21 protein-coding genes and 1 other RNA gene are annotated in these 24,241 nt (G+C 69.7%); 12 read left to right on the plus strand and 10 right to left on the minus strand.

Features of this window, described 5'->3' with window-relative positions:
- Positions 1-9 precede the first annotated feature (9 nt).
- The 6 genes from KA711_13615 to KA711_13640 form a co-directional block, all read right to left on the minus strand.
- A complete protein-coding gene (locus KA711_13615) occupies positions 10-1,053 on the minus strand; it encodes an ArsJ-associated glyceraldehyde-3-phosphate dehydrogenase (protein MCM0610007.1) in 1,044 nt (347 codons plus the stop codon).
- A 158-nt stretch (positions 1,054-1,211) separates the two neighbouring features.
- Positions 1,212-1,427 carry a hypothetical protein gene (locus KA711_13620; GenBank protein MCM0610008.1) on the minus strand — a complete coding sequence of 72 codons (216 nt, stop codon included), beginning with the start codon at positions 1,425-1,427 and terminating at the stop codon, positions 1,212-1,214.
- Positions 1,428-1,586: 159 nt separating this feature from the next.
- Positions 1,587-1,961: a transfer-messenger RNA gene (ssrA, locus tag KA711_13625) on the minus strand.
- A gap of 12 nt (positions 1,962-1,973) precedes the next feature.
- Positions 1,974-2,648: an HAD-IA family hydrolase gene (locus KA711_13630; protein MCM0610009.1), complete on the minus strand. Its 675-nt coding sequence runs from the start codon at positions 2,646-2,648 to the stop codon at positions 1,974-1,976.
- Positions 2,645-3,346 carry a bifunctional 2-polyprenyl-6-hydroxyphenol methylase/3-demethylubiquinol 3-O-methyltransferase UbiG gene (ubiG, locus tag KA711_13635; GenBank protein ID MCM0610010.1) on the minus strand — a complete coding sequence of 234 codons (702 nt, stop codon included), beginning with the start codon at positions 3,344-3,346 and terminating at the stop codon, positions 2,645-2,647. Before ubiG ends, KA711_13630 begins: the two co-directional genes overlap by 4 nt.
- A 117-nt stretch (positions 3,347-3,463) precedes the next feature.
- On the minus strand, positions 3,464-4,156 hold the full coding sequence (locus KA711_13640; GenBank protein ID MCM0610011.1) for an OmpA family protein: 693 nt from the start codon (positions 4,154-4,156) through the stop codon (positions 3,464-3,466).
- A gap of 304 nt (positions 4,157-4,460) precedes the next feature.
- On the opposite strand from KA711_13640, the gene gyrA reads away from it, so the two are divergent.
- From gyrA to KA711_13685, 9 genes are all read left to right on the plus strand, one after another.
- On the plus strand, positions 4,461-7,124 hold the full coding sequence (gyrA, locus tag KA711_13645; GenBank protein MCM0610012.1) for a DNA gyrase subunit A: 2,664 nt from the start codon (positions 4,461-4,463) through the stop codon (positions 7,122-7,124).
- Positions 7,124-7,735 carry a hypothetical protein gene (locus tag KA711_13650; GenBank protein ID MCM0610013.1) on the plus strand — a complete coding sequence of 204 codons (612 nt, stop codon included), beginning with the start codon at positions 7,124-7,126 and terminating at the stop codon, positions 7,733-7,735. Before gyrA ends, KA711_13650 begins: the two co-directional genes overlap by 1 nt.
- A 49-nt stretch (positions 7,736-7,784) precedes the next feature.
- Complete coding sequence (gene pheA / locus KA711_13655; protein MCM0610014.1) at positions 7,785-8,888, plus strand: prephenate dehydratase; 1,104 nt, start codon at positions 7,785-7,787, stop codon at positions 8,886-8,888.
- Positions 8,888-9,778, plus strand: coding sequence for a prephenate dehydrogenase/arogenate dehydrogenase family protein (locus KA711_13660; protein MCM0610015.1), 891 nt, complete (start codon positions 8,888-8,890; stop codon positions 9,776-9,778). The genes pheA and KA711_13660 overlap by 1 nt, the downstream gene beginning before the upstream one ends.
- A gap of 1,322 nt (positions 9,779-11,100) precedes the next feature.
- The gene (locus KA711_13665; protein MCM0610016.1) at positions 11,101-11,901 is read left to right on the plus strand and encodes a (d)CMP kinase; all 801 of its coding nucleotides are present in this window, start codon (positions 11,101-11,103) and stop codon (positions 11,899-11,901) included.
- A gap of 151 nt (positions 11,902-12,052) precedes the next feature.
- The gene (gene rpsA / locus KA711_13670; GenBank protein MCM0610017.1) at positions 12,053-13,771 is read left to right on the plus strand and encodes a 30S ribosomal protein S1; all 1,719 of its coding nucleotides are present in this window, start codon (positions 12,053-12,055) and stop codon (positions 13,769-13,771) included.
- 99 nt (positions 13,772-13,870) lie between these two features.
- Positions 13,871-14,185, plus strand: a complete 315-nt coding sequence (locus KA711_13675) for an integration host factor subunit beta (GenBank protein ID MCM0610018.1) — start codon at positions 13,871-13,873, stop codon at positions 14,183-14,185.
- 35 nt (positions 14,186-14,220) lie between these two features.
- A complete protein-coding gene (locus tag KA711_13680; GenBank protein MCM0610019.1) occupies positions 14,221-14,538 on the plus strand; it encodes a DUF1049 domain-containing protein in 318 nt (105 codons plus the stop codon).
- A 22-nt stretch (positions 14,539-14,560) separates the two neighbouring features.
- Positions 14,561-15,751 (plus strand): lipopolysaccharide assembly protein LapB, encoded by a 1,191-nt coding sequence (locus tag KA711_13685; GenBank protein MCM0610020.1) that lies wholly within the window; start codon positions 14,561-14,563, stop codon positions 15,749-15,751.
- A gap of 93 nt (positions 15,752-15,844) precedes the next feature.
- On the opposite strand, the gene waaC is transcribed toward KA711_13685, so the two are convergent.
- Both waaC and KA711_13695 read right to left on the minus strand, forming a co-directional pair.
- Positions 15,845-16,807 carry a lipopolysaccharide heptosyltransferase I gene (gene waaC / locus KA711_13690; protein ID MCM0610021.1) on the minus strand — a complete coding sequence of 321 codons (963 nt, stop codon included), beginning with the start codon at positions 16,805-16,807 and terminating at the stop codon, positions 15,845-15,847.
- 14 nt (positions 16,808-16,821) lie between these two features.
- Entirely contained in the window at positions 16,822-17,475 is a 654-nt protein-coding gene (locus KA711_13695; protein MCM0610022.1) for a DUF4254 domain-containing protein, read from the minus strand.
- Between the two features lie 53 nt (positions 17,476-17,528).
- Here KA711_13695 and KA711_13700 point away from each other — a divergent pair, with 53 nt between their 5' ends.
- Positions 17,529-18,545, plus strand: a complete 1,017-nt coding sequence (locus tag KA711_13700) for a glycosyltransferase family 9 protein (GenBank protein ID MCM0610023.1) — start codon at positions 17,529-17,531, stop codon at positions 18,543-18,545.
- Between the two features lie 228 nt (positions 18,546-18,773).
- The gene (locus KA711_13705; GenBank protein ID MCM0610024.1) at positions 18,774-19,148 is read left to right on the plus strand and encodes a helix-hairpin-helix domain-containing protein; all 375 of its coding nucleotides are present in this window, start codon (positions 18,774-18,776) and stop codon (positions 19,146-19,148) included.
- Positions 19,149-19,159: 11 nt separating this feature from the next.
- On the opposite strand, the gene KA711_13710 is transcribed toward KA711_13705, so the two are convergent.
- Complete coding sequence (locus KA711_13710; protein MCM0610025.1) at positions 19,160-20,425, minus strand: patatin-like phospholipase family protein; 1,266 nt, start codon at positions 20,423-20,425, stop codon at positions 19,160-19,162.
- Between the two features lie 111 nt (positions 20,426-20,536).
- Entirely contained in the window at positions 20,537-24,079 is a 3,543-nt protein-coding gene (dnaE, locus tag KA711_13715) for a DNA polymerase III subunit alpha (protein ID MCM0610026.1), read from the minus strand.
- On the opposite strand from dnaE, the gene KA711_13720 reads away from it, so the two are divergent.
- Positions 24,078-24,236 carry a hypothetical protein gene (locus KA711_13720; GenBank protein ID MCM0610027.1) on the plus strand — a complete coding sequence of 53 codons (159 nt, stop codon included), beginning with the start codon at positions 24,078-24,080 and terminating at the stop codon, positions 24,234-24,236. The genes dnaE and KA711_13720 overlap by 2 nt on opposite strands.
- The last annotated feature ends 5 nt before the right edge of the window (positions 24,237-24,241 follow it).

Below are 24,241 nucleotides of genomic sequence, written 5' to 3' on the forward strand. Positions count from 1 at the left end.
GCGCTCCGCTCACGGGCCCGCGGCGCGGATGTGGCAGGCCAGATCCACCATGCGGCAGGCGTAGCCCATCTCGTTGTCGTACCAGGCGTAGACCTTCAGCAGCGTGCCGTCGGTCACCATCGTCGAGGGCGCGTCGACGATCGAGCTGCGCGTATCGCGCGCGTAATCGGCGCTCACCAGCGGCCGCTCCTCGTAGCCCAGGATGCCGGCCAGCGGCCCCGCGGCGGCGGCCTTGAACAGCGCGTTGACCTCCTCGGCCGTGGTGGCACGTTGCAGCTCGAACACGCAGTCGGTGAGCGAGGCGTTGAGCACCGGCGCGCGCACCGCATGGCCGTTGAGCTTGCCCTTGAGCTCGGGGTAGATCAGTGCGATGGCGGTGGCGCTGCCGGTGGTGGTGGGCGCCAGGCTCAGCATCGCGCTGCGCGCACGGCGCAGGTCCTTGTGCGGCGCGTCGACCACGAGGTTGGTGTTCGTGGGGTCGTGGATGGTGGTGATCTGGCCGTGGCGGATGCCCAGGGCCTCGTGCACGACCTTCACCACCGGAGCCAGGCAGTTGGTGGTGCAGCTGGCCGCGGTGACGATGCGGTCGCGGGCCGGCTCGTAGAGGTGTTCGTTGACGCCGACGACGACGTTGAGCACGCCACCGGACTTGACGGGCGCGGCGACGATCACACGTTTCGCACCGCGGTCGAGGTGGCCCTGGATGGTCTCGGGCGTGAGGAACTTGCCGGTGCACTCCAGCACCACGTCGACGCCGAGCTCGCCCCAGGGGATGTCGGCCGGGCTGGCGAGGCTGCTGAAGCCCAGCCGGCGGTCGCCGATCACGATGGTGGCCTCGCCCTCGGCCTCGATGCGCTCGCGCCAGCGGCCCTGCACGCTGTCAAAGGCCAGCAGGTGCGCGGTGGCGGCCACGCCGCCCTTCAGCTCGTTGAGGTGCACCACCTCCAAGCGGTTGCCGGCCCGGGGGTCGTCGGCCGGGCGCTCGGCCGCCCCCAACGCCGCCCGCAGCGCCAGCCGCCCGATCCGCCCCATGCCGTTGATGCCGACCCGCATGCAAGACTCCATTTCGATGTTTCTATCTTCATCGAAAGATAGTCCGCTTCGATGTCGGTTCGATGACGGCGCGGGCCGGATCTTGGGGTGCACCGGCTACACCGGGTGCCCTGACCCGCGCGGAGGGCGGGCTGAGCGCAGCCCGGCCCTGGGGGCGCTCAGAGTTCGAGGTCGTCGCGCAGCGCCGCGATGCCGGCCCTGGCGCAGGCTTCGTCGGCATCGCCACTCGGCGCGCCCAAAACCCCGATGCCACCGACGACCGCGCCAGCCGCCTCGGGCGTGAGCAGGCGGACGCTGTGCGTGGCCGCACCGCCCTGGGCCCAGGCAGCGGCAGTGGCCAGCATGGCCAGCGTGGCGGCGAGAGCACGTTTCATGACGGGGTGTCTCCTTTGGAGTCAGAAGGCTGCCAGTCATGCTGGCGCGGCGGCGCGGCGAGGACTTGCGGCGCATCAATGACGCCCCGCAAAGAAAAGAGGCGCCGGCCTGGATGGCGCGGCGCCTCGATGGCCGGGCCCTTGGAGAGCCCTGCTGGATGGTGGATCCGGGGGGAATCGAACCCCCGTCCGCAAGCCATCGCCGGACGGTTCTACATGCGTAGCTGTCTGATTTGGATTTGAGGGCCCCGGTCGCGCAGCAGCACGCTACCGAAGCCCCGAGTCATTTGGGTTTAGGCCCGCCGCGAATGACTCACGGCAGGACGAGCCAATGTGTATGACCTCGCAGCCCTTCGGTGTGACCCGTCAGACCCAGCCCATCGGCCAACTGTTGCGAGGCTCACCGGTGTTTAAGCGGCGAGGGCGAAACGTTCGTCGTTCGCAGTTACTTTGTTTCCAGTGGATTTACGAGCGAACTGGTGCTCGGCATGCCCCGCGCCGACTCCGCACCCACGTCGAAGCCAGGTCGGACCCGAAGCCCTGAGTTTAGGCCAACGCCAGCCTTTTCAAGATGGTCGATGGTGAGTCGAGCACGGCCTGAGCGCCCCAGGCGTGCACGGGCTCGGCCACGCCCAGGTAACCCCAGGCCGCGGCCCAGCCGGGCATGCCGGCGGCAGCCGCGGCGCGCATGTCGCGCGGGTCGTCGCCGATGTAGACGCAATCGGACGCCGCCATGCCCAGCGACGCGCAGGCCGCCCACAGCGGCGCCGGGTGCGGCTTGGTGTGCGGCGTGCTGTCACCGCCGATCAGCACGGCCGCTGGCGGGCGCAGGCCCAGGCCCTCGGTCAGCGGCGTGGCCAGGCGAAGCGCCTTGTTGGTGACGATGCCGAAGGGCAGGCGCGCCTGCTGCAGGCCCGCCACCAAGGCCGCGACCTCGTCGAACAACCGGGTCTGGCGCAGCAGCCGCGCCTCGTACACGTGCAGGAACTCGTCACGAAGCGCCTCGTAGCCCTCATCGCCAGGGCCAAGGCCAAAAGCGGCGCCGATCATGCCCCTTGCCCCCGAGCCCCCGTGGGGCCGCAGTGTCGACAGCGGAAGGGGCTCGCGACCCCGGTCCCGCAGCATGTCGTTGGCGGCGCCGCCCAGATCCGGGGCGCTGTCGACGAGCGTGCCGTCAAGGTCGAAGAGGAGCGCAGCCGGGCGCATCGCCACGGCCCTCATCCCGGCTTGCGGCAAGCCATCAGGTAGTTGACGCTGGTGTCGCCGCTCATCCAGTAACGGCGTGTCAACGGGTTGTACTCCATGCCTCGGCTGGCCTGCGTGGCCAGGCCGGCCTCGCGGCTCCAGCGGGACAGTTCGCTCGGCCGTATGAACTTGGCGTACTCGTGGGTCCCACGGGGCAGCAGTCGCAGGACGTACTCCGCGCCGACGATGGCAAACAAGAAAGACTTCGGGTTCCGATTGAGGGTGCTGAAGAACACCCAGCCGCCCGGCCGCGCCAGCTGCGCGCAGGCACGCACCACGGCCGCAGGATCGGGCACGTGCTCGAGCATCTCCATGCAGGTGACGACGTCGAAGGCGCCAGGCTTCTCAGCCGCCAGCGCCTCGGTGGCAACCTCCCGGTACTCCAGGTTCTCCACACCGGCCTCCAGGGCATGAAGCCGCGCCACGCCCAGCGGTCTGGCCGCCAGATCGATGCCGGTGACCTGCGTCGCCCGCCGCGCCATGGCCTCGGCGAGGATACCGCCGCCACAACCGACATCCAGCACGCGCTTGCCGCGCAGCACGGCCAGTTCGTCGATCCACTCCAGCCGAAGCGGGTTGATCTGGTGCAGGGGACGGAACTCGCTCTCGGGGTCCCACCAGCGGTGGGCGAGTTCGCTGAATTTGGCCAGTTCCTGGGCGTCGACGTTGTTCATGACGGGCATGGTAGCGGGGCGACTTGCAGACACACACAGGCAAGAAAAAGCCCCGCCGAGGCGGGGCTCCGTGAGGGCAAACCCGGCAACCGGGCCGAGTTCTTCGCGGCTCAGCGGTCAGGGACGGCGGGTGCGCGTGCCCACGACCTCGACCTCGACGCGACGGTTCTTGGCGCGGCCTTCCGACGTCTTGTTGTCGGCGGCCGGCTGGGTCGAGCCCTTCCCTTCGGTGTAGACGCGGTTGGCCTCGATGCCCTTGCTCACCAGGAACTTCTTGACCGCTTCGGCGCGCTGGGTCGACAGAAGCTGGTTGACGGAAGCAGGACCAGTGACGTCGGCGTGACCAACGGCGATGATGACTTCCAGGTTGACACCCTTGGTCTTGTCGACCAGGTCGGTCAGCTTGGCCTGCGACTCTGAGCTCAAGGCCGCCGAGTCAAAGGCGAAGAACGAGTCCGCGGCGAAAGTCACCTTCTCGCTCACCGGCGCCGGGGGAGGCGGCGGCGGCGGGGGCGGCGGGGGCGGGGGCGGGGGAGGCGCGACAGGGCGCGGCGGCGGCGGGGGCGGCGGGGGCGGGGGCGCCACACGTGGCGGCGGCGGCGGCGGCTTCAAGGCGCCGTCGCAGGCCGGGTCGGCTGTGGCCGGCGTCCAACCGGCATCGCGCCAGCACAGCTCGTTCGAGCCGTTCCTCCACACCGTGCCGTCGCTCGCACGCCAGTTGTCGATCGTCCTCGCCTGGGCGTAGGCCGAGATCGGCGCGGCGAGAGCGGCTGATGCGAAAAGCAGCGCCACCGTGTTCAATTTCTTCATTGATTCTCCTCTCGAGGAATGCCGCAGATGAGCCTGCGAAACGTCCAAAACGACAAGCGATGAACCTGGACCGTGCAAGCCTGCAACCACCCACTGCCGCAGGCACTTACAACTGGCCGATGATTGTGCCATACGGGCTTGGCCGGTCCTGATTTTGGGCCTGCCAGCCCAGGCACCCGCTCGCCCTGTTGCGCAGCCGCTACAGGGTTCGCACCCGTAGAATCCGACGTTCCGAATCCCCGGTTTCCCTGCTTTGCCCCTGCACGCCGGCTTGCCCGGGTGCAAGGGGCGCCCGCGCCTCCGCATGAGCTCCCCGTTCGCCAAGGAAACGCTGCCCACCAGCCTCGAAGAGGAGATGCGCCGGTCGTACCTCGATTACGCGATGAGCGTCATCGTCGGCCGCGCGCTGCCCGACGCACGCGACGGTCTGAAGCCCGTGCACCGGCGCGTGTTGTACGCCATGCACGAGTTGTCCAACCACTGGAACCGCCCGTACAAGAAAAGCGCGCGCATCGTTGGCGACGTCATCGGCAAGTACCACCCGCACGGCGACACGGCGGTCTACGACACCATCGTGCGCATGGCTCAGGACTTCTCCCTGCGCCACATGCTCGTCGACGGTCAGGGCAATTTCGGCTCGGTCGACGGCGACAACGCCGCGGCCATGCGCTACACCGAGATTCGTCTGGCGAAGATCGCGCACGAGATGCTGGCGGACATCGACAAGGAAACCGTCGACTTCGCCCCCAACTACGACGGCTCCGAGCAGGAGCCGACTGTGCTGCCGACGCGGCTGCCGAACCTGCTGGTCAACGGCAGCGCGGGCATTGCCGTGGGCATGGCCACAAACATCCCGCCGCACAACCTGTGCGAGGTGGTGGACGCCTGCCTGCATCTGCTGAAGAACCCGGACGCCTCGGTCGACGAACTGATGGAGCTGATCCCGGCGCCCGACTTTCCCACCGCCGGCATCATCTACGGCCTCAATGGCGTGCGCGAGGGCTACCGCACCGGGCGTGGCAAGGTGGTGATGCGCGCCAAGTGCCACTTCGAGGACATCGACCGCGGCCAGCGCCAAGCCATCGTCGTCGACGAGATCCCTTATCAGGTCAACAAGAAGAGCCTGCTCGAGCGGATCGCCGAGCTGGTGCACGAGAAGAAGCTCGATGGCATCAGCCACATCCAGGACGAGTCCGACAAGTCGGGCATGCGCGTCGTCATCGAGCTCAAGCGTGGCGAAGTTCCCGAGGTGGTGCTGAACAACCTGTACAAGCAGACACAGCTGCAGGACACCTTCGGGATCAACATGGTGGCCCTGATCGACGGCCAGCCGAAGCTTTGCAACCTGAAGGATCTCGTCGAGATCTTCCTCGAGCATCGGCGTGAGGTGGTCACGCGGCGCACCGTGTTCGAACTGCGCAAGGCGCGCGAGCGCGGCCACGTGCTCGAGGGCCTGGCCGTGGCACTGGCCAACATCGACGAGTTCATCGAGACCATCAAGACCAGCCCCACCCCGCCGGTGGCCAAGGCCGCGCTGATGGCCAAGAGCTGGGACTCGGGCGTCGTGCGCGAGATGCTGACGCGGGCAGAGGGCGAAACGCAGGGCGGCCTTGCCGCCTACCGACCCGAGGGCCTGCCGGCCCACTGGGGAATGCAGACCGACGGGCTGTACCGCCTCTCCGACGAACAGGCGCAGGAAATCCTGCAGATGCGGCTGCAGCGCCTGACGGGCCTGGAGCAGGACAAGGTCGTCGGCGAGTACCGCGAGGTGATGGCCCAGATCGCCGACTTGCTGGACATTCTGGCGCGTGCCGAGCGCGTGACGGCCCTCATCGCCGGCGAGCTGGCCGACCTGCGCCAGGAGTTCGGCCAGACGAAGCTTGGCGGTCGCCGCAGCCAGATCGAGCGCAACGCACTCGAGCTCGGCACCGAAGACCTCATCACCCCCGCCGACATGGTGGTGACGCTCAGCCACACCGGCTACATCAAGAGCCAGGCGCTGAGCGAGTACCGCGCGCAGCGTCGCGGCGGCCGCGGCAAGCAGGCCACGCAGACGAAGGACGACGACTGGGTCGATCAGCTGTTCATCGCCAACACGCACGACTGGATCCTCTGCTTCAGCGACCGCGGGCGCGTGTACTGGCTCAAGGTCTGGGAGGTGCCGCAAGGCAGCCGCGCCAGCCGCGGCAAGCCCATCGTCAACATGTTCCCGCTGCAGAGCGGCGAGAAGATCACCGTGGTGTTGCCGCTGACGGGCGAGTTCCGCAGCTTCCCGGCCGATCACTGCGTGTTCATGGCCACCGCGCTGGGCACGGTCAAGAAGACGGCTCTCGATGAGTTCAGCAACCCCCGCAAGGCCGGCATCATCGCGGTCGATCTCGACGAGGGCGACTACCTCATCGGCGCGGCGCTCACCGATGGCCATCACGACGTGATGCTGTTCTCCGACGGCGGCAAGGCCGTGCGCTTCGACGAGAACGACGTCCGGCCGCTGGGTCGCACGGCGCGCGGCGTGCGCGGCATGCAGCTCGAGCCGGGGCAAAAAGTCATCGCCATGCTGGTGGCCGAGGACGAGACGCAGAGCGTGCTCACGGCCACCGAAAACGGCTACGGCAAGCGCACCAGCATCGTCGAGTACACGCGGCACGGGCGCGGCACCAAGGGGATGATCGCCATCCAGCAGTCGGACCGCAACGGCAGGGTGGTCGCGGCCACGCTGGTGCGTCCTGCCGACGAGATCATGCTGATCACCGACAAGGGCGTGCTGGTGCGCACGCGCGTGGCCGAGGTCCGCGAACTTGGCCGCGCCACGCAGGGCGTGACGCTGATCGCGCTGGACAACGGCGCCAAACTCTCGGGGCTGCAGCGCATCGCCGAAAACGACACGCCAGCCGACAGCGGCGACGGCAATGAGGGCGCCCCGGGCTCCGGCGACAACTCCGGCGCTGCCGGCCCGGAAGGAAGTTGATGCGCAAGGCGTTGTGGACGGCCCTGGCCTTGACGGCCGTGGTGGCGACGGTGGCAGCCCCTGAGGAAGCCCAGGCCCAGGCCGCCGCGGCCCCATCACCGGCCAAGATGGAATTGCTGGGCAAGCTGCTGGCGCTGCAGGCACCCGGTGTCGAGCAACTGGCCACGCAGATCGTCCAGCAGCCTGCCGTCGCGCTCATGCAGCAGGCCGGCGCTGCGCTGCAGCGCGTGCCGCAGGACAAACGTGAAGCGCTGGAACGCGACCTCGACGCCGACTTGCGAAAGTACGCCGAGGAGTCGCTGCCGATCGTCCGCAAGCGCGCTGCCGAGCTCTCGCCGCTGACGGTGGGCGTGGTGCTTGACGAGCGCTTCACCCCGGAAGAACTGCAACAGATCATCGCCACGCTGGAGAGTCCGGCCTGGCGGAAGTTCCAGGGTGCGGCCAACGACATGCAGCGGGCACTGCTCGAGCGACTGGTGGCCGATACCAAGGGCCAGGTCGACCCGAAACTCCAGGCCCTGCAGAAGTCGATCGGCGACCGCCTGCGGGCCGTGGGCTCTGCGCCGGCCCGCCCGCCGGCACCGGCACGCCCGCCGGCGGCGCGGCCCTGATCCGGCCGCTTTCTCGACCCCGTTCCACCCTGCGCCTCAGATCCCACACGTGAGCCACACGGCCCCCAACAGCCCGGCGCTGCTGGTCCTGCGCGAGCGCATCGATGCGGTCGACCGCGAGCTGCTGGCACTGCTGAACCAGCGCATGCGTCTGGCACAGGAGGTCGGCGAGATCAAGAAGTCCGAGGGCTCGGTCGTGTTCCGCCCCGAGCGCGAAGCCCAGGTGATCGACGGCCTGAAGGCCGACAACCCCGGCCCGCTGCCGCGCGACAGCGTGGCGCCCATCTGGCGCGAAATCATGAGCGCCAGCCGCTCGCTGGAGACGCCCACCCGCGTGGCCTACCTGGGACCGGCGGGCACCTTCAGCGAAGAGGCGGCGCTGGGCTACTTCGGCAGCAGCATCCTGCGCCTGCCCTGCGCCAGCTTCGACGAGGTGTTTCATGTCACCGCCACAGGCGCGGCCGACTTTGGCGTCGTGCCGGTGGAAAACAGCACCGAGGGCGTGGTCACGCGCTCGCTTGACCTGTTCCTGCACACACCGCTTTTCATCATCGGCGAGACCAGCCTCTTCGTGCGCCACAACCTGCTGCGCAAGGCCGACTCGCTGCAGGGCATACAGGCCGTGGTCGCGCACCCGCAAGCGCTGGCGCAGTGCCACGCCTGGCTGTCAGCGCACCTGCCGCAGGCCGAGCGACGGCCCGTTTCGAGCAACGCCGAGGGCGCGCGGCTGGCTGCACAAGACACCACGCTGGCCGCCATCGCCAGCGCCCGCGCCGGCAGCGAGTTCGGCCTGCACCTGGTGGCGCCATCGATTCAGGACGATGCCCACAACCGCACGCGTTTCGCCGTCGTCACCCATCCGCAACGACAGCCGGCGCCCGGACCCAGCGGACACGACTGCACCAGCCTCGTCGTCAGCGTCAGAAACCGACCTGGCGCGGTGCACGACATGCTCGTGCCGCTCAAGCGCCATGGCGTCTCGATGAGCCGCTTCGAGAGCCGCCCGGCGCGCTCGGGCCAGTGGGAGTACTACTTCTACATCGACGTCGAGGGCCACCCGGCCGACGCACACGTCGGTCAGGCGCTGCAGGAACTGCGCGACGCCTGCGCGTTCTTCAAGGTGCTGGGCACCTACCCGGTGGACGTGCACTGATGTTCATCCAGCTGGGCCTCATCGGATGTGGACTGATGGGGGGCAGCTTCGCCTTGGCGATGAAGCGCGCCGGCCTCGTCAAGCGCATCGTCGGCTACAGCAAGTCGCCGAGCACCACCCAACAAGCGAAGAGGCTCGGCGTCATCGACGTTGTGGCCGAGTCCGCGCTGCTGGCCGTCAGCGGTTCCGACATCGTGCTGATCGCCCTGCCGGTGGCGGCCACCGAGGGTACGTTCAGGGCCATTCGCCAGCTCGTGGAGCCGGGCGTGCTGTTCATGGACGTCGGCAGCACCAAGCGCGACGTCGTCGACGCCGCGCACCGCGTGCTGCGCGAACGGGTGGCCTCGTTCGTCCCCGCACACCCGATCACCGGCAAGGAGGCCTCGGGCGTCCAGCACGCCGATCCCGACCTTTACCGCGGCCGCCAGGTCATCATCACGCCGCTGCCGCAGAACCCGCCCGAGCTCGTGCAGAAGGCCACCGACGTATGGGCGGCGCTGGGCTCCCAGGTGCTGTGCATGACGGCCGAGAACCACGACACCGCTTTTGCGGCCGTGAGCCACCTGCCGCACCTGCTGGCCTTTGCCTATCTCAGCGCCGTGCTCAACCAGCCCTTGGGCCCCGACTTCCTGGCCCTGGCCGGCCCGGGTTTCCGCGACTTCACACGCATCGCCGGCTCCAGCCCGGAAGTGTGGCGCGATATCCTCGTCGCCAACCGCGAAGAGGTGCTCATGCAGAGCCTGCACTTCCGCCACGCGCTCGACGCGCTCGAACACGCGATGCGCGAGGGCAACGCCGATGCGCTCGAGGGCCTGATCCGGGGGCCGGCCGAGGCGCGCGGCCGCTGGACGCAGGGCCGCGAAGGCGCACCTGGCATCAGCACGCGCTGAGGATGCAAGCGCCCGCACCGCGGGCGTCCTGACCAGGACGCCGGCTCGCACCATGTACGACATCCCTTTCCTCGACCTGCCTCCGATCGTCGGCGCCTCAGGCACGGTGCGCCTGCCGGGCTCGAAGAGCATCTCCAACCGGGTGCTGCTGCTGGCCGGGCTGGCCGCGGGCACGACCACCGTTCACGGCCTTCTCGACAGCGACGACACGCGCGTGATGCTGGCCGCGCTGCGTTCGCTGGGTTGCACGCTGGCGCAGACGGCCGAGGGCGCGCTGCAGGTCGGCGGCATGGGTGGCCGGCTGAGCGTGCACGAAGCGGAGCTGTTCCTGGGCAATGCCGGCACCGCGATGCGCCCTCTGGCGGCCACCCTGGCTGTGCTGGCCACGCTGCAGGGCGGGCGCTTCGTGCTGAGGGGCGTGCCGCGCATGCATGAGCGCCCGATCGGCGACCTGGTGGACGCGCTGCGCCCGCTGGGCTGCCAGGTCGACGAGCTCGGCCAGGCCGGCTACCCGCCGCTGGCACTGCACGGCCGGCCCGGCGGCCGCCTGGCGCTGACGGCCCCGCTGCGCGTGCGGGGCGACGTCTCGAGCCAGTTCCTCACCGCGCTGCTGCTGGCGCTCCCGCTGGCCGCCGCCACGCAGGACGTGGTGATCGAGGTTGACGGAGAGCTCATCAGCAAGCCCTACGTCGAGATCACGTTGAACCTGCTGTCGCGCTTCGGCGTCGTCGTGCGCCGCGAGGGCTGGCAGCGCTTCACCATCCCCGCCGGCAGCGCGTTTGCCACGCCGGGCGAGATCCACGTCGAAGGTGACGCGTCGTCGGCCAGCTACTTCGTGGCGCTGGGTGCGATCGCGGCGCACGGTGGCGCGCCGCTGCGCATCGAAGGCGTGGGCGCCGGCTCGATCCAGGGCGACATCCGCTTTGTCGACGCTGCCGCGGCCATGGGCGCCTCGGTCCAGTGCGGCCCGGGCTACATCAAGGTGCGGCGCGGCCGCTGGCCGCTCGCGCCGATTCAGATGGACTGCACCGCCATCCCCGACGCCGCGATGACGCTGGCGGTCATGGCGCTGTTCGCCGAGGGCACCAGCCGGCTGGAGGGCATCGCCAGCTGGCGCGTGAAGGAGACCGACCGCATTGCCGCAATGGCCGCCGAGCTGCGCAAGCTCGGCGCAGCCGTGGTGGCCGGTGACAACTTCATCGAGGTCACGCCGCCGCCTGGACCATGGCCAGCCGCCGCCATCCACACCTACGATGACCACCGAATGGCCATGTGCCTGTCGCTGGCCGCCTGCCACGCCCTGCTGCCGGGCCGCGCCGCCGATGCGCAGCCCTGTGCGGGTCCTCGACCCGAAGTGCGTGGCCAAGACCTTTCCCGAGTACTTCGAGGCGCTCTTCGCCGTCATCGAGGCCAGGGCCGTGCCCGTGATCACCATCGACGGCCCCACCGCATCGGGCAAGGGCACGCTGGCGGCGCGGGTGGCGTCGGCGCTGGGCTATGGCTTGCTGGACTCCGGCGCGCTGTACCGAGCCACGGGCCTGGCGGCCGTGGACGCCGGCTTCGACCCTGAGATCCGCCCCGAGGACGAGCCGGCCGTGGCCTCCCTGGCCGCCAGCCTGCCGCTGCGCTTTGGCCATGGGCCCGAAGCCGGCCGCACCTGGTTCACGGGCCCCTTTCTGGGCCGTGAGGGCCGCGAGATCACCAACGAGCTGCGCCTGGAGAGCACCGGCCTGCTGGCGTCTCGGGTGTCGGCCCTGCCGGCCGTGCGCGCAGCCCTGCACGGGCTGCAGCTGAGCTTTCGTCGAGCGCCGGGCCTGGTCGCCGACGGGCGCGACATGGGCACCGCGATCTTCCCCGATGCGGCGCTGAAGGTGTTCCTGACCGCCAGTGCCGAACAGCGTGCCGAAAGGCGCCATAAACAGTTGATTTCAAAGGGAATTACAGCTAGCATCCCGGCCCTTCGGGCGGACCTGGAGGCCCGCGACCGGCGCGACATGAGCCGGGCCGCGTCGCCACTGAAGCCCGCCGAAGACGCTCTTCAACTCGACAACTCCCAGCTCGACATCGATCAATCGGTGCAGCAGGTGTTGGCTTGGTGGCAGGCGCGTCGGCCGTTTGCCTGAAGAAGTCCCCAGCCCCTGCCCGCCTCCCGCCGTGGCCGCCAGGCCCTGTCCTCAAGACCGGGCGAGCAGGATCCGATCCATCGCAACCCGCGGCATCCCGCCGCACGCACCCCGGCTCTGCACCCAACTCCTCCGGGATTTCAGGAACTCCATGCCCGTCACCACCACCGTCACCGCCAAGGGCGGCTTCGACGCCTTCGCCTCGCTGTTCGAAGAGTCGCTCAAGAGCAACGACATGCGCGTCGGCGAGGTCATCTCCGCCGAGGTCGTGCGCATCGACTTCAACCACGTCGTCGTCAACGCGGGCCTCAAGAGCGAGAGCTACGTCCCCATCGAGGAATTCAAGAACGACCAGGGCGAACTCGAAGTCCAGGTCGGCGACTTCGTCTCGGTCGCCATCGACGCTGTCGAAAACGGCTACGGCGACACCATCCTCAGCCGTGACAAGGCCAAGCGCCTGGCCTCGTGGATGAGCCTTGAGAACGCGCTGGAGTCCGGCGAGTTCGTCACCGGCACCGTCAGCGGCAAGGTCAAGGGTGGCCTCACGGTGCTGGTCAACGGCATCCGCGCTTTCCTGCCCGGCAGCCTGCTCGACACGCGGCCCGTCAAGGACATGTCGCCGTTCGAGGGCAAGACCATGGAGTTCAAGGTCATCAAGCTCGACCGCAAGCGCAACAACGTCGTGTTGTCGCGCCGCGCCGTCGTCGAGGCTTCGATGGGCGAAGAGCGCGCCAAACTGCTGGAGACCCTGACCGAAGGCGCCATCGTGCACGGCGTGGTCAAGAACATCACCGAGTACGGCGCCTTCGTCGATCTCGGCGGCATCGACGGCCTGCTGCACATCACCGACATGGCCTGGCGCCGCGTGCGCCACCCGTCCGAGGTGGTCACCGTGGGCCAGGAGCTCAGCGCCAAGGTGCTGAAGTTCGACGCCGAGAAGAACCGCGTCAGCCTGGGCATCAAGCAGCTGGGCGACGACCCCTGGCACGGCGTGTCGCGCCGCTACCCGAACAGCACGCGCCTGTTCGGCAAGATCACCAACATTGCCGACTACGGCGCCTTCGTCGAGATCGAGCCGGGCATTGAAGGCCTGGTGCATGTCTCCGAGATGGACTGGACAAACAAGAACGTCGCCCCGTCCAAGGTGGTGTCGCTCGGCGAAGAAGTCGAGGTCATGGTCCTCGAGATCGACGAGGACAAGCGCCGCATCAGCCTGGGCATGAAGCAGTGCAAGGCCAACCCCTGGGAGGAGTTCAGCTCCACCGTCAAGCGCGGCGACAAGGTCAGGGGCCCCGTCAAGAGCATCACCGACTTCGGGGTGTTCATCGGCCTGTCGGCCGGCATCGACGGCCTGGTGCACCTGTCCGACCTGAGCTGGCACGAGCCGGGCGAAAGCGCGGTGCGCAACTACAAGAAGGGCCAGGAGGTCGAGGCCATCGTGCTGGCCGTGGATGTCGAGCGCGAGCGCATCAGCCTGGGCATCAAGCAGCTCGACGTCGACCCGTTCACCAGCTTCACCACGCTCAATGACCGCGGCGCGGTCGTCACCGGCAAAGTGAAGTCGGTAGATCCTCGCGGCGCCGAGATTCAGCTCAACGACGACGTCACCGGCTATCTGCGCGCCTCGGAAATCGGCTCCGACCGCGTGGAGGATGCCCGCAACGTCCTGAAGGAAGGCGACGAGGTCTCCGTGATGGTGATCAACGTCGACCGCAAGATGCGCAGCATCCAGCTCAGCATCAAGGCCAAGGACAACGCCGACGCCCAGCAAGGCATGCAGGCGCTGCGCCAGAGCGCCGAGCGCGAGAACGCCGGCACGACGAGCCTGGGTGCGCTGCTGCGCGCCAAGCTCGACAAGGGCAACGAGTAGTCAGCGCCCCAGGCCCGGCCGCGGGGGTGTCCCTGCGGTCGGGTCCTGTCGTCAGCCCTTGGCGGCGACGAGCCGCCCTCACCCGCCGATGTGCCGCCGATGACCCGCTCCGATCTCGTCACCCGCCTCGCCGAACGCTTTTCGCAGCTGACACAGCGAGACACCGAGTTCGCCGTGAAGACCATTCTGGACGCGATGAGCGATGCACTCGCACGCGGCCACCGCATCGAGATCCGCGGCTTCGGCAGCTTCAGCATCAACCGCCGTCCTCCGCGCATGGGCCGAAACCCGCGCAGCGGCGAGCAGGTGCTGATCCCGGAGAAGCTGGTGCCGCACTTCAAGCCCGGCAAGGCGCTGCGCGAGGCCGTCGACGCCCGCGAGGCTGCGACCGGCACAGCCGACGCCGGCCGATGAGCCGCCGGCGGCGTGCTGCCTAGAATGGGCGCGCGATGCGCGTCCTCGTCTGGCTCGTCCGGTCCTTCATCTTCTTCACGCTGTTCGCCTTTGCGCTGAACAACCAGCAGACCGTGACGGTGAACTGGTTCTTCGGTGCGCAGTGGCAGGCACCGATGGTCATCGTCGTGCTCGCGGTGTTTGCCGCCGGGGCTGCGCTGGGCGTCCTGGCGATGCTGCCCGGGGCTTGGCAGCGCTGGCGACGTCACCGGCTCCGGGCCGCCGACGCGCCCTCTTCCGCGGCGCCGAACACGGCCGCCGCCGCGGCCCCATCCGTTCCGGGCCTTGAGCAGCCCCCACGCGTCGGCCTCTGAACGGCCCCGCTGCCTGCATCCGATGGAGCCCGAACTCTTGAGCTGGCTGCTGATCGGCCTGCCCGTGGCATTCGCCCTGGGCTGGCTGGGGTCGCGGCTGGACCTGCGGCAACTCAAGCGCGAGCGCGACGACTCTCCCCGCACCTACTTCAAGGGTCTGAACCTGCTGCTCAACGAGCAGCAGGACCAGGCCATCGATGCCTTTATCGAGGCGATGCAGAGCGACCCCGACACCACCGAGCTGCACTTTGCACTGGGCAACCTGTTCCGACGCCGCGGCGAGATCGACCGTGCCGTGCGCGTCCATGAACATCTGGCAGGGCGCGGTGACCTGAGCCCGTCGGTGCGCATGCGCGCGCAGCGGGCGCTGGCGCAGGACTTCATGAAGGCCGGGCTCTTCGACCGCGCCGAGGCCGCATGGTCGGCACTGGCAGGCAGCACCTACGACGCCGAGGCTCAGCTCGCGCTGCTGAGCCTGTACGAACGCTCACGCGGCTGGCAGCAGGCAGCGCAGGTGGCGCGCCGGCTCGAGGGCCGCGGCCAGGGCAGCTTCGCTGGACGCATCGCGCACTATGAGTGTGAGCGTGCCGAGGAGCTCGATGCCGCGGGCCAGCCCGACGAGGCCGCGGCCGCCCTGGCGCGTGCGCAGGCTGCTGCGCCCGAGACGCCGCGACCCTGGTTGCTGGCCGGCCAACGCCTGCTGCGCCAAGGCGACCCCGCAGGGGCTGTGCGCGCCTGGGACGCGCTGCGCGAGCGCCACGGCGCTGCCTTCGTGCTGGTGGCCGGCGACTACGCGGCCTGCGCACGCGCCATCGGCCACACCGACGCCGCGCACAAGGTGCTGCTGGATGCGCTGGCCCTGCAACCTGCGGTCGAGCTGCTGCAGGCGCTGGAGGTACTCGATGCCGAGCGCCCGCAGGCCGAGCGCATACCTCGGATCCTGGCCCACCTTCGCGCACATCCCTCGCTGTCGGCGGCGCAGTTGCTGCTGCCGTTCGCCACCGCGATACCGGCAACCGGACCCTCCGGTGCGGCGCCCGCACTCGATGAAGCCGCCCGCGCGGCGCTGCACGATGCCGTGGCGCGCGCCGCACGTCCCCTGCAGCGCTACCGCTGCGGCAGCTGCGGCTTCGAGGCCCAGCGCCACTTCTGGCAGTGCCCGGGCTGCCTGGCCTGGGACAGCTACCCGCCGCAACGCAACGACCTGTCGTGAACCGGCCACCGTTCCTGGACGACGCCGCGACCACGACCTGGCGCGCCTGACCCGGCAGCGAGCTGTCGGCCAGACCCGCCTGTGCCCGCGGGGCTACACGCCGAAGTGCTTGGCGAGAAGCCCCAGAACCTCGCCGCGCTGCGGCACCTGTCCCTTGCCACCGATGCTGGCCACGCGCCCAGGACCGGTGATGCCGGCCAGTCCCGGGTCGTGGTCGCAATAGACGCCCAGCGTCGGGCGGCCCAGTGCGGCCGCCAGATGCGTGAAGCCGGTGTCCAGCCCCACCACCTGCTGCGCCCCGGCCAGCACGCCGGCCATGTCACCGACGCTGAGGAACGGCGGCACGTCGCCGTTGCAGCCGGCGGCGATGCGCTCGGCCAGGGTCTGCTCATCGGGACGACCCCACAGCACCAGCGGCAGCCAGCCCCGTTCGACCAGTCTCTTTCCCACCGCAACCCAGTGCCGTTCATGCCAGAGCTTGCTGGCGCGACTGGCGTTGGGGATCAACACCGCGTAGTTGTCGCGAGGCTTCCAGCTCGGCTCGGGCGGATGCAGGCCAAACGACGGTACTGCGCTGGGCGGCATGAGTCCCAGGTGCAAGGCGGCCAGCAGCCGGTTGCGCTGCACCGCCTGCAGATTCCTGGGCACCGCCGCACTGCGCCGGTACAGCAAGGCCGCCAATGGCTCTCGGGCGCTGGCGCGGTCGTAGCCCACCACCGGGCCGGCAGCCTGCCGCGCCCACAGGGCACTCTTCAGCAGGCCCTGGAGATCGAGGACCAGGTCATGGGGATCGCGCCGCAGCTCCTGGCGGAGCTCGCCGATGGCCTTCCAGGTGGCGCCGCTGAACAACTGGCGGCGCCACTTGCGCCAGGCCATCGGGATGACGCGTCGCACTCCCGGGTGCAGCCGCGGAATCGCCGCGAACGGCGCCTCGACGAGCCAGTCGATCTGCGCCTGCGGGAAGCGCGCCAGGATGTCGGCCACCACGGGCGTGGCATGCACGACGTCGCCCATCGACGAGGTCTTGACGATCAGGATGCGGGGCGCGGTGGTCACGGAGGGCTGCGGCTTCAGGACTTTCGCCGACCTTCCTTGACGAGCTCGGGGTTGAAGGCCGGATCGTTGTACATCTTGAACTGCCGGTAGACCTTGAAATAGGCCCGGCCGGCGGCGGTCTCGGCCAGCAGACCGTCCAGGCAGGCCGCCAGGTCGCGGCGCTGCTGGGCCAGGCGCTCCCACTTGACGCGGCTGGCGGCGCGGTGGGCCTCGTCGACGTCGTTCCGCCGTGCCTGCTCACCCATGGCCTTGAGCTTGAGCGACAGGATCGACAGACGGTCGATGATGCTGCCCGCGGTCTCGCTGTTCAGGCGCGCGCCGGCGGCCACCTGAGCCAGCGGGGCATCGCTGCGCGCGGCGGCCTCGTCGACAACGCCCAAGGCCAGCAGCAGCAACTCGTCGACGCGCTCGGTGGCATCGTTGCGGGCCTGGTTGTACCGGTCGATGGCGCGCTTGTTGGCGGCGATCTCGGCATCGGCCACGGTCGTGCGGCGCGCGAGGTCTTCCTCGGCCCACAGCAGGCAGTTGTTGCGGTGGTTGACCTGGATCCAGCGCCACAACCCGGCCTCGGGCTGCGCCGGTTCGGCCTGCGGCCAGCCCGAGGTGGACAGCAGCCGGTCGTGAAGGGCCGTGATGTCGGCAGCGGCAAGCGGAGGGGATTGGGGCATCGGTGCGGTCGGAGGTGGACGGGGGCAGAATCGGCCGCGGATTATCCCCACCGATGCCCGCCTCCCCGCATCCCCCGAGCAGCCCCACGACGATCAACAGCGCCCAGCCTCGGCCGCTGATCGTTCGCCTGCGCAACTGGGTAGGTGACGTGACGCTGGCCCTGCCGCTGCTGGAACGCCTGGCCACTGCAGGCTTCGCGCCGGTGCTGGTGGGCAAGGGCTGGGCCCGTGAGCTGCTGGCCGGCACCGGCTGGCCGGTGCACGGCCTGCCCAGGACCGCAAGCGAGCGCGTGGCGCTGCTGCGCCGGCTGCGCGAAGAAGCGCTTTGCGCCCAGCCGGCGTTTCGGCAGGCGCCGGTGCAGGCGCTGTGCCTGCCCGACTCGTTCTCGAGCGCGCTGGAATTGCGCCTCGCCGGGCTGCGCGCCGTGGGCCACGCCTGGGAGGGCCGCCGGCTGCTGCTGGCGCACGCCGTGCCGCGGCCCCGCGCCGTGCACGAGCTGGAGGTCTACTGGCGGCTCGGCCAAGCCTTGCTGGGCACCGCGGAGCCCCCACCGCCTGCGGTGCGCTTGCGACCCACCGAGACGCAGTTGCGCGAGGCCGCGGCGCTGCGTGCGGCGCATGGCCTGCCCGAGCGTGTGATCGTGATCTGCCCGTTCTCGGGCGGCACCTGGAACGGCCAGAGCAAGGACTGGCCGGCGTTCGCCGACTTTGTCGCGCAGCGGCTGCCGTCGCTGGGCTTGCCCTTCGTGGTGTGCCCGGGCCGGGGTGACGAAGAGCGCCTGGCGCGCGAGCGCTTTGTCGGCGCCACGCTGCTGCCCGACGTCGACCTGGGGGTCTATGCGGCGCTGCTGGCTTCCAGCGCAGCCATGCTGTCCAACGACACCGGGCCGGCGCACATCGCAGCCGCCGTGGGCACACCGCTGGTGAGTGTGATGGGACCGAGCGACCCGACGCTGTGGCACCCTTGGGGTCCGGCCTCGCGGGTGTGCGTGCTGGGCGGTCGCGGCAACTGGCCTGACGAGGCCTCGGTGATGGCGGCGGTGCAGCGCGCAGTCCAGGCGCCACGCTGACGCGCCACGGCCGCGCCACCGGCCCGCCATCACAGGGCGCCCCCGCGTGGGGGACGGCCAGCCACCCCCGGCGGCGGTTCCCCCGGCGGGCCCCGCCGTGAGGGAATGACGCACCAGGCTGGCCTCGAAAAACTGTCTCTCATCCCGACGCAGCAGCCCGCAGGGCCTTGCGGCGGGAGACCGAAGCCTCACGACCTATCGTCCCCTATCCCTCACAGGAGAACCCCCATGATTCGCAGCTTCCTCGCCGCCGTCGCCGCTCTCGCCCTAGGCTCACCGTTGTTGGCCCAGGCCACAGACGTGAATCGTGCCTCGCAGGCCGAGCTCGAATCCGTCAAGGGCATCGGACCGGGTCTGTCGGGCAAGATCCTCAAGGCCCGCGAGGCCGGCAGCTTCAAGAATTGGGCCGACTTCGTGGACCGGGTCGGCGGCGTCGGTGCCGGAAACGCCGCCAGACTGTCGGCCAACGGGCTGACGGTGGGCGGCACGGCCTTCGACGCCCGCGCGATACCGGCCAAGCCGGGGAACGCCGAGAAGGCCGAGAAGGCCGAAAAGCCGGCCAAGGCCGCCGAGAAGCCCACCAGCAAGGCTGCCCCAACCTGAACCGGCGTGGCCTAGGGCAACACGATGTCCGGCCCGCCGCGCAGCGTGCGGGCCGGCGCCGTATCCCAGCCGAAGAAGCGCAGCACCTCGTCCTGGCGTGCCAACGTATCGGTCTCGCCCAGGGCGATCAGCTCGCGCGTGAACGGCGCCTCGAACAGCAGGTAACTGGCCAGCGCCGCGCCCTGCACGCCCGTCGTGGCGGCATCGCCTGTTGCCTGGGCACCGGATGTGCCCACGCCCACGCCGCGCAGCAACGAACGCACCGGCAGCGGCAACGCATGCAGATGGCGCGCCGCAATGTCGTCGATGCGCTGGCTCGGGGAGATCACGAGCGCTTCGAGGGGCCGCAACTCGCTGTCGGCCAACGCCGAATCCGGCAGCAGCGCCAACGTACGATTGATGCGCCGCATGCGCTCAACGTCCACCGCCAGCGCGTCGAGAAAAATGCTCGACATCGCATGCCCCGCGATCTGCGCCAGGTTGGGGTAGCCGCCGGCCTCGACGACGCGGCCGGCCGGCTCCTGCATGCGGCCTGCACCAATGATCACCAGGCGTTGCGCTCCCAGGTGGATGGCCGGCGACAGCGGCGCTGTTTGCCGCATGGATCCGTCGCCGAACCAGCCAGGCTGCCCGCCGGCCTGCAGGCTGACCGACGGGAACACGAAAGGGATCGCCGAGCTCGCCAGCAGGTGCCCGTAGCCGATGCGTTGCGGCACCGCCAGGCGCTGCGAACGCATCCAGGGTGCCACCGGCACGGCGGCGTCGAAGAAAGTCACGTGTTCGCCGCTGGTGTAGCTCGAGGCCGTGACGGCCCAGGCGCTGAGGTAGCCCTCGGACAGCATCACCGGCACCCGCGCAAGCGGCACCAGCCGCTGCAGCAGCGCGGCCAGTGGACGGTTGTCAAGCAAGGAGAGCGGCCGGGACAGGCGCCAGCGCGCGATCAGCCACCCCATCGACAGCATCGTCAGCCACTGCGCCCCAGAGCGGATGACCCCCAGGGAGTCGGCCCGATACACCTGCTCGGCCGCGAAGTTCTGCCAAACCTTGGCCAGCACCTCCACCGCACCCTCGAACCGATCGGCATGGGCCGCCAGCGCCGCCGCGTTGATGGCGCCGGCCGAGGTGCCGACGATGATGCCAAAGGGGTTGCCCAGCTGCGCGCGCGGGCCCAGGGCGCCGCGGCGGAGGTGCACCAGCGCACGCAGCACGCCCACCTGATAGGCGGCACGCGCGCCACCGCCGCTCAACACCAGTGCGGTCAGCGGGGTTTCGTGCATGGGAACACCTTAGCCCCGGCGCCGGGCATGCGTCAGCTGTTCTTGCCCTGAGGGCCCCGGGCAGGCACAGGGCCGACGCCGACGGACGCCTTGTGCAGCCTCATCGGGCCATCACTCGTAGACGACCTGCGCCGCACCGCCGTGCGCGATGCTGCGCCAGCGGCCCAGCGCCTCGTCGCAAGGCCAGAAGCGCACGTCGTCGCCGAGCTCGAGTTCGCCGACGGCTCCGGGGCGGTGCAGCCTCAGGCGGATGGCCAGGCCCCGCAGCAGCTCGCCGTGTTCCGTCTCCTCGCGACGGGCGGGCCAGAGCTTGAGCACGTCGGCCACCGGCGGCATCCCTCCATTGAGCGCCACCGCCAGATGCTTGCCGAAGCGGGCGCGGGCCGCCGGCAGGTCCCAGGCGTTGCTGATGTTCAGCCGCAGGCCGCCACTGAAGCGGTCGGGCTGCACCTTGCCTTGCACCACCAGCAGCTGGTCTTCGGCGGCCCACGCGCGGCGGGGCTCGAACAGCTCGTCAGGCGCGACGGCCTCGATGCTCTCGCTGCCGTCGTCGAGCTTGAAGATCAGCACCTTGCCGCGCTGGCCGTTGACGCTGCGCGGATCGGTCACGATGCCCGCCAGCAATTGCGGCTCGCGGCTGTCCACCAGGCTGGCGATCGGCGTCCTGACGAAGCGGCGCACCTCGTCGGCGAAGGCATCGAACAGGTGGCCGCTCAGGTAGAAGCCCACCGCTGTCTTCTCCTGGATCAGCTTCTCGTGCAGCGACCACGGCGCCACGGCCGCCAGTGCGGGCTCCTGCGTCGACGAGCCGTGCGCGTCGCCGCCGTCGAAGTCGAACAGGCCACCCTGCAGGGCGTTGGCCTGCTGCGTGTCGGCCCAGTCGAAAGCCAGGCCCACGCTGGCCAGCGTGGCCGCGCGGTCGGGATGCAGCGCATCGAAGGCGCCGGCCTTGACCAGCGCCTCCACGGCACGCTTGTTGACAGCCTTGCGGTCGACACGGGCGCAAAAGTCGAACAGGCTCCGGAACGGCCCGCTGCCTTCGCCCTGATGCGAGCCCAATCCCTCGCGCACCGCGACGATGGCTTCGATGGCCCCGGCGCCCGTGCCCTTGACGGCGGCCAGGCCGTAACGCACCACGGTGTCGGCCACCGGCTCGAAGCGCGCCGTGCCGCGGTTGATGCACGGCGGCTCGAAGCGGATGCCGGCCAGCAGCGCATCGGCCAGCAGCACCTTGAGCTTGTCGGTGTTGTCGGCTTCGATCGTCATGTTCGCGGCGTAGAACTCCGCCGCGCAGTGCACCTTGATCCAGGCCGTGTGATAGGCCAGCAGCGAGTAGGCCGCGGCGTGGCTTTTGTTGAAGCCGTAGCCCGCGAACTTCTCCATCAGGTCGAAGACCTCGTCGGCCTTGGCCTCGGCGATGCCCTTGGCGAGTGCGCCTTCGCGGAAGGTGATGCGCTGCTTGGCCATCTCCTCCGGCTTCTTTTTGCCCATGGCGCGGCGCAGCAGGTCGGCGCCGCCCAGCGAGTAGCCGCCCAGCACCTGCGCGGCCTGCATCACCTGCTCCTGGTAGACGAAGATGCCGTAGGTCTCGGCCAGCACGGGCTCCAGCAGCGGGTGCGGGTAGGCGATCTCTTCCTTGCCGTTCTTGCGCGCGCAAAAGCTCGGGATGTTCTCCATCGGGCCGGGGCGGAACATGGCGTTGAGCGCGATCAGGTCTTCCAGCCGCGTCGGCCGCGCCTCGCGCAGCATGCCCTGCATGCCGCGGCTTTCAAACTGGAACACGGCCTCGGTGCGCCCCTCGCTGAAGAGGCGGTAGACCTGCGGGTCGTCCAGCGTCAGCGCCTCGTAGCTGAAGTCGGCGCGGTTCGGTCGCCGGGCGCGGATGAAGTCCTTGGCGAGCTCCAGGATCGTCAGCGTGGCCAGGCCCAGGAAGTCGAACTTCACCAGGCCGATGGCCTCGACGTCGTCCTTGTCGTACTGGCTGACCGCGCTGTCGCTGCCGGGCTGCTGATACAGCGGGCAGAAGTCGGTGATCTTGCCCGGCGCGATCAGCACGCCGCCGGCATGCATGCCGACGTTGCGCACCAGACCCTCCACGCGCACGGCCAGGCTCAGCAGCTCCGCCACCTCCTCCTCGGCCTTCTCTCGCTGCTCGAGCTCGGGCACCTCGTCGCGCACGTAGATCAGGCCGCCGTCCTTCTTCGCAGGGTCCTCGGGCGGCCGCGCCAGGGTGTAGGTCTTGCCGGGCAGACCGGGCACCAGCTTGGCCACGCTGTCCACGTGGCCGTAGCCCATGCCCAGCACGCGCCCGACGTCGCGCAGCGCGGCCTTGGTCGCCAGCGTGCCGAAGGTGGCGATCTGGCTCACGGCCTCGCGACCGTACTTGTCCTTCACGTAATCGATGACGCGGTCGCGGTTGGCCTGGCAGAAGTCGATGTCGAAGTCGGGCATCGACACACGCTCGGGGTTCAGGAAGCGCTCGAACAGCAGTTGGTACTGCAACGGGTCCAGATCCGTGATGAAGAGGGCATAGGCCACCAGCGAGCCTGCGCCCGAGCCGCGGCCCGGGCCCACCGGGCAGCCGTTCTGCTTGGCCCAGACAATGAAGTCCGAGACGATGAGGAAGTAGCCTGGGAAGCCCATCTTCACGATGGTGGCCAGCTCGAACTCCAGCCGTTCCAGGTAGCGCGGGCGCTCGGCGGTGCGCCGCGCGGGGTCGGGGTAGAGGGCCGCGAGGCGCTGCGCCAGGCCCTGGTGACTGGCCTGACGGAAGTAGGCCTCCAGCGGCAAGGGTACGCCGTCGACCACGGGCGTCGGAAAGTCGGGCAACTGCGGCTTGCCCAGCACCAGCGCCAGGTTGCAGCGCTGCGCGATCACCTCGGTGTGGGCGATGGCGCTGGGCAAATCGGCGAACAGCTCGCGCATCTGCGCCTGCGTCTTGAAGTGCTGCTCGCGGCTGAAGCGCTTGACGCGCCGCGGATTGGCCAGCGTCTCGCCCTCGGCGATGCACACGCGGGCCTCGTGGGCGTCGAAGTCGTCCGGCTGCAGGAACTGCACCGGGTGGGTGGCGACCACCGGCAACTGCAGCCGCACGGCCAGCGCCACGGCCGCGCGCACGTGGGCCTCGTTGCCGGGCAGGCCGGCCCGTTGAAGCTCAAGAAAGAAGCGCCCCGGAAACAGCCCCGCCAGCCGCTCGGCCAGCTCCGCCGCGCGCTCGGCCTCGCCGGCCAACAGCGCCTGACCCACGGCGCCGCCGTCGGCCCCGGACAACGCGATCAGCCCGCTCCCCCGCTCGGCAAGCCAGTCCCACGTGAGCAGGGCCTGGTTGCGCTGCACGTTGCGCACCCAGGCGCGCGCCAGCAGCTCGCAGAGGTTGAGGTAACCGGCGCTGTCTTGCACCAACAGCAGCAGCCGGCTGGGCAGTTTGTCGGCGCCCAGGGCGCTTTCGAGCCAGACGTCGGCGCCGAGCAGCGGCTTGACACCCTGGCCTCGGCAGGCGTTGTAGAACTTGACGGCGCCGAAGAGGTTGCCGATGTCGGTGATGGCGCAGGCGCCCTGCCCGTCGGCCCGCGCCGCGGCGGCCAGCGCATCGATGCGCAGCATGCCGTCGACGACGGAGTACTCGGTGTGGGTGCGCAGGTGGACAAAGTTCATGGCGGGCATCGTATCAACCGGGCGTGCGGCGGCCGATGGCGGCGCCACCCGAACGCCCGGGTCGCGCTTCGAAGACGGCCCGGCGCGCGGCACGGTGCTCATCACCACCGTGGGCCTGCACGACGCCAGCGGCACGGGCGTCACCCCGGCGAGCTGATGCCG

The organism is Ideonella sp. WA131b, from assembly GCA_023657425.1.
Lineage (GTDB): Bacteria > Pseudomonadota > Gammaproteobacteria > Burkholderiales > Burkholderiaceae_C > Rubrivivax.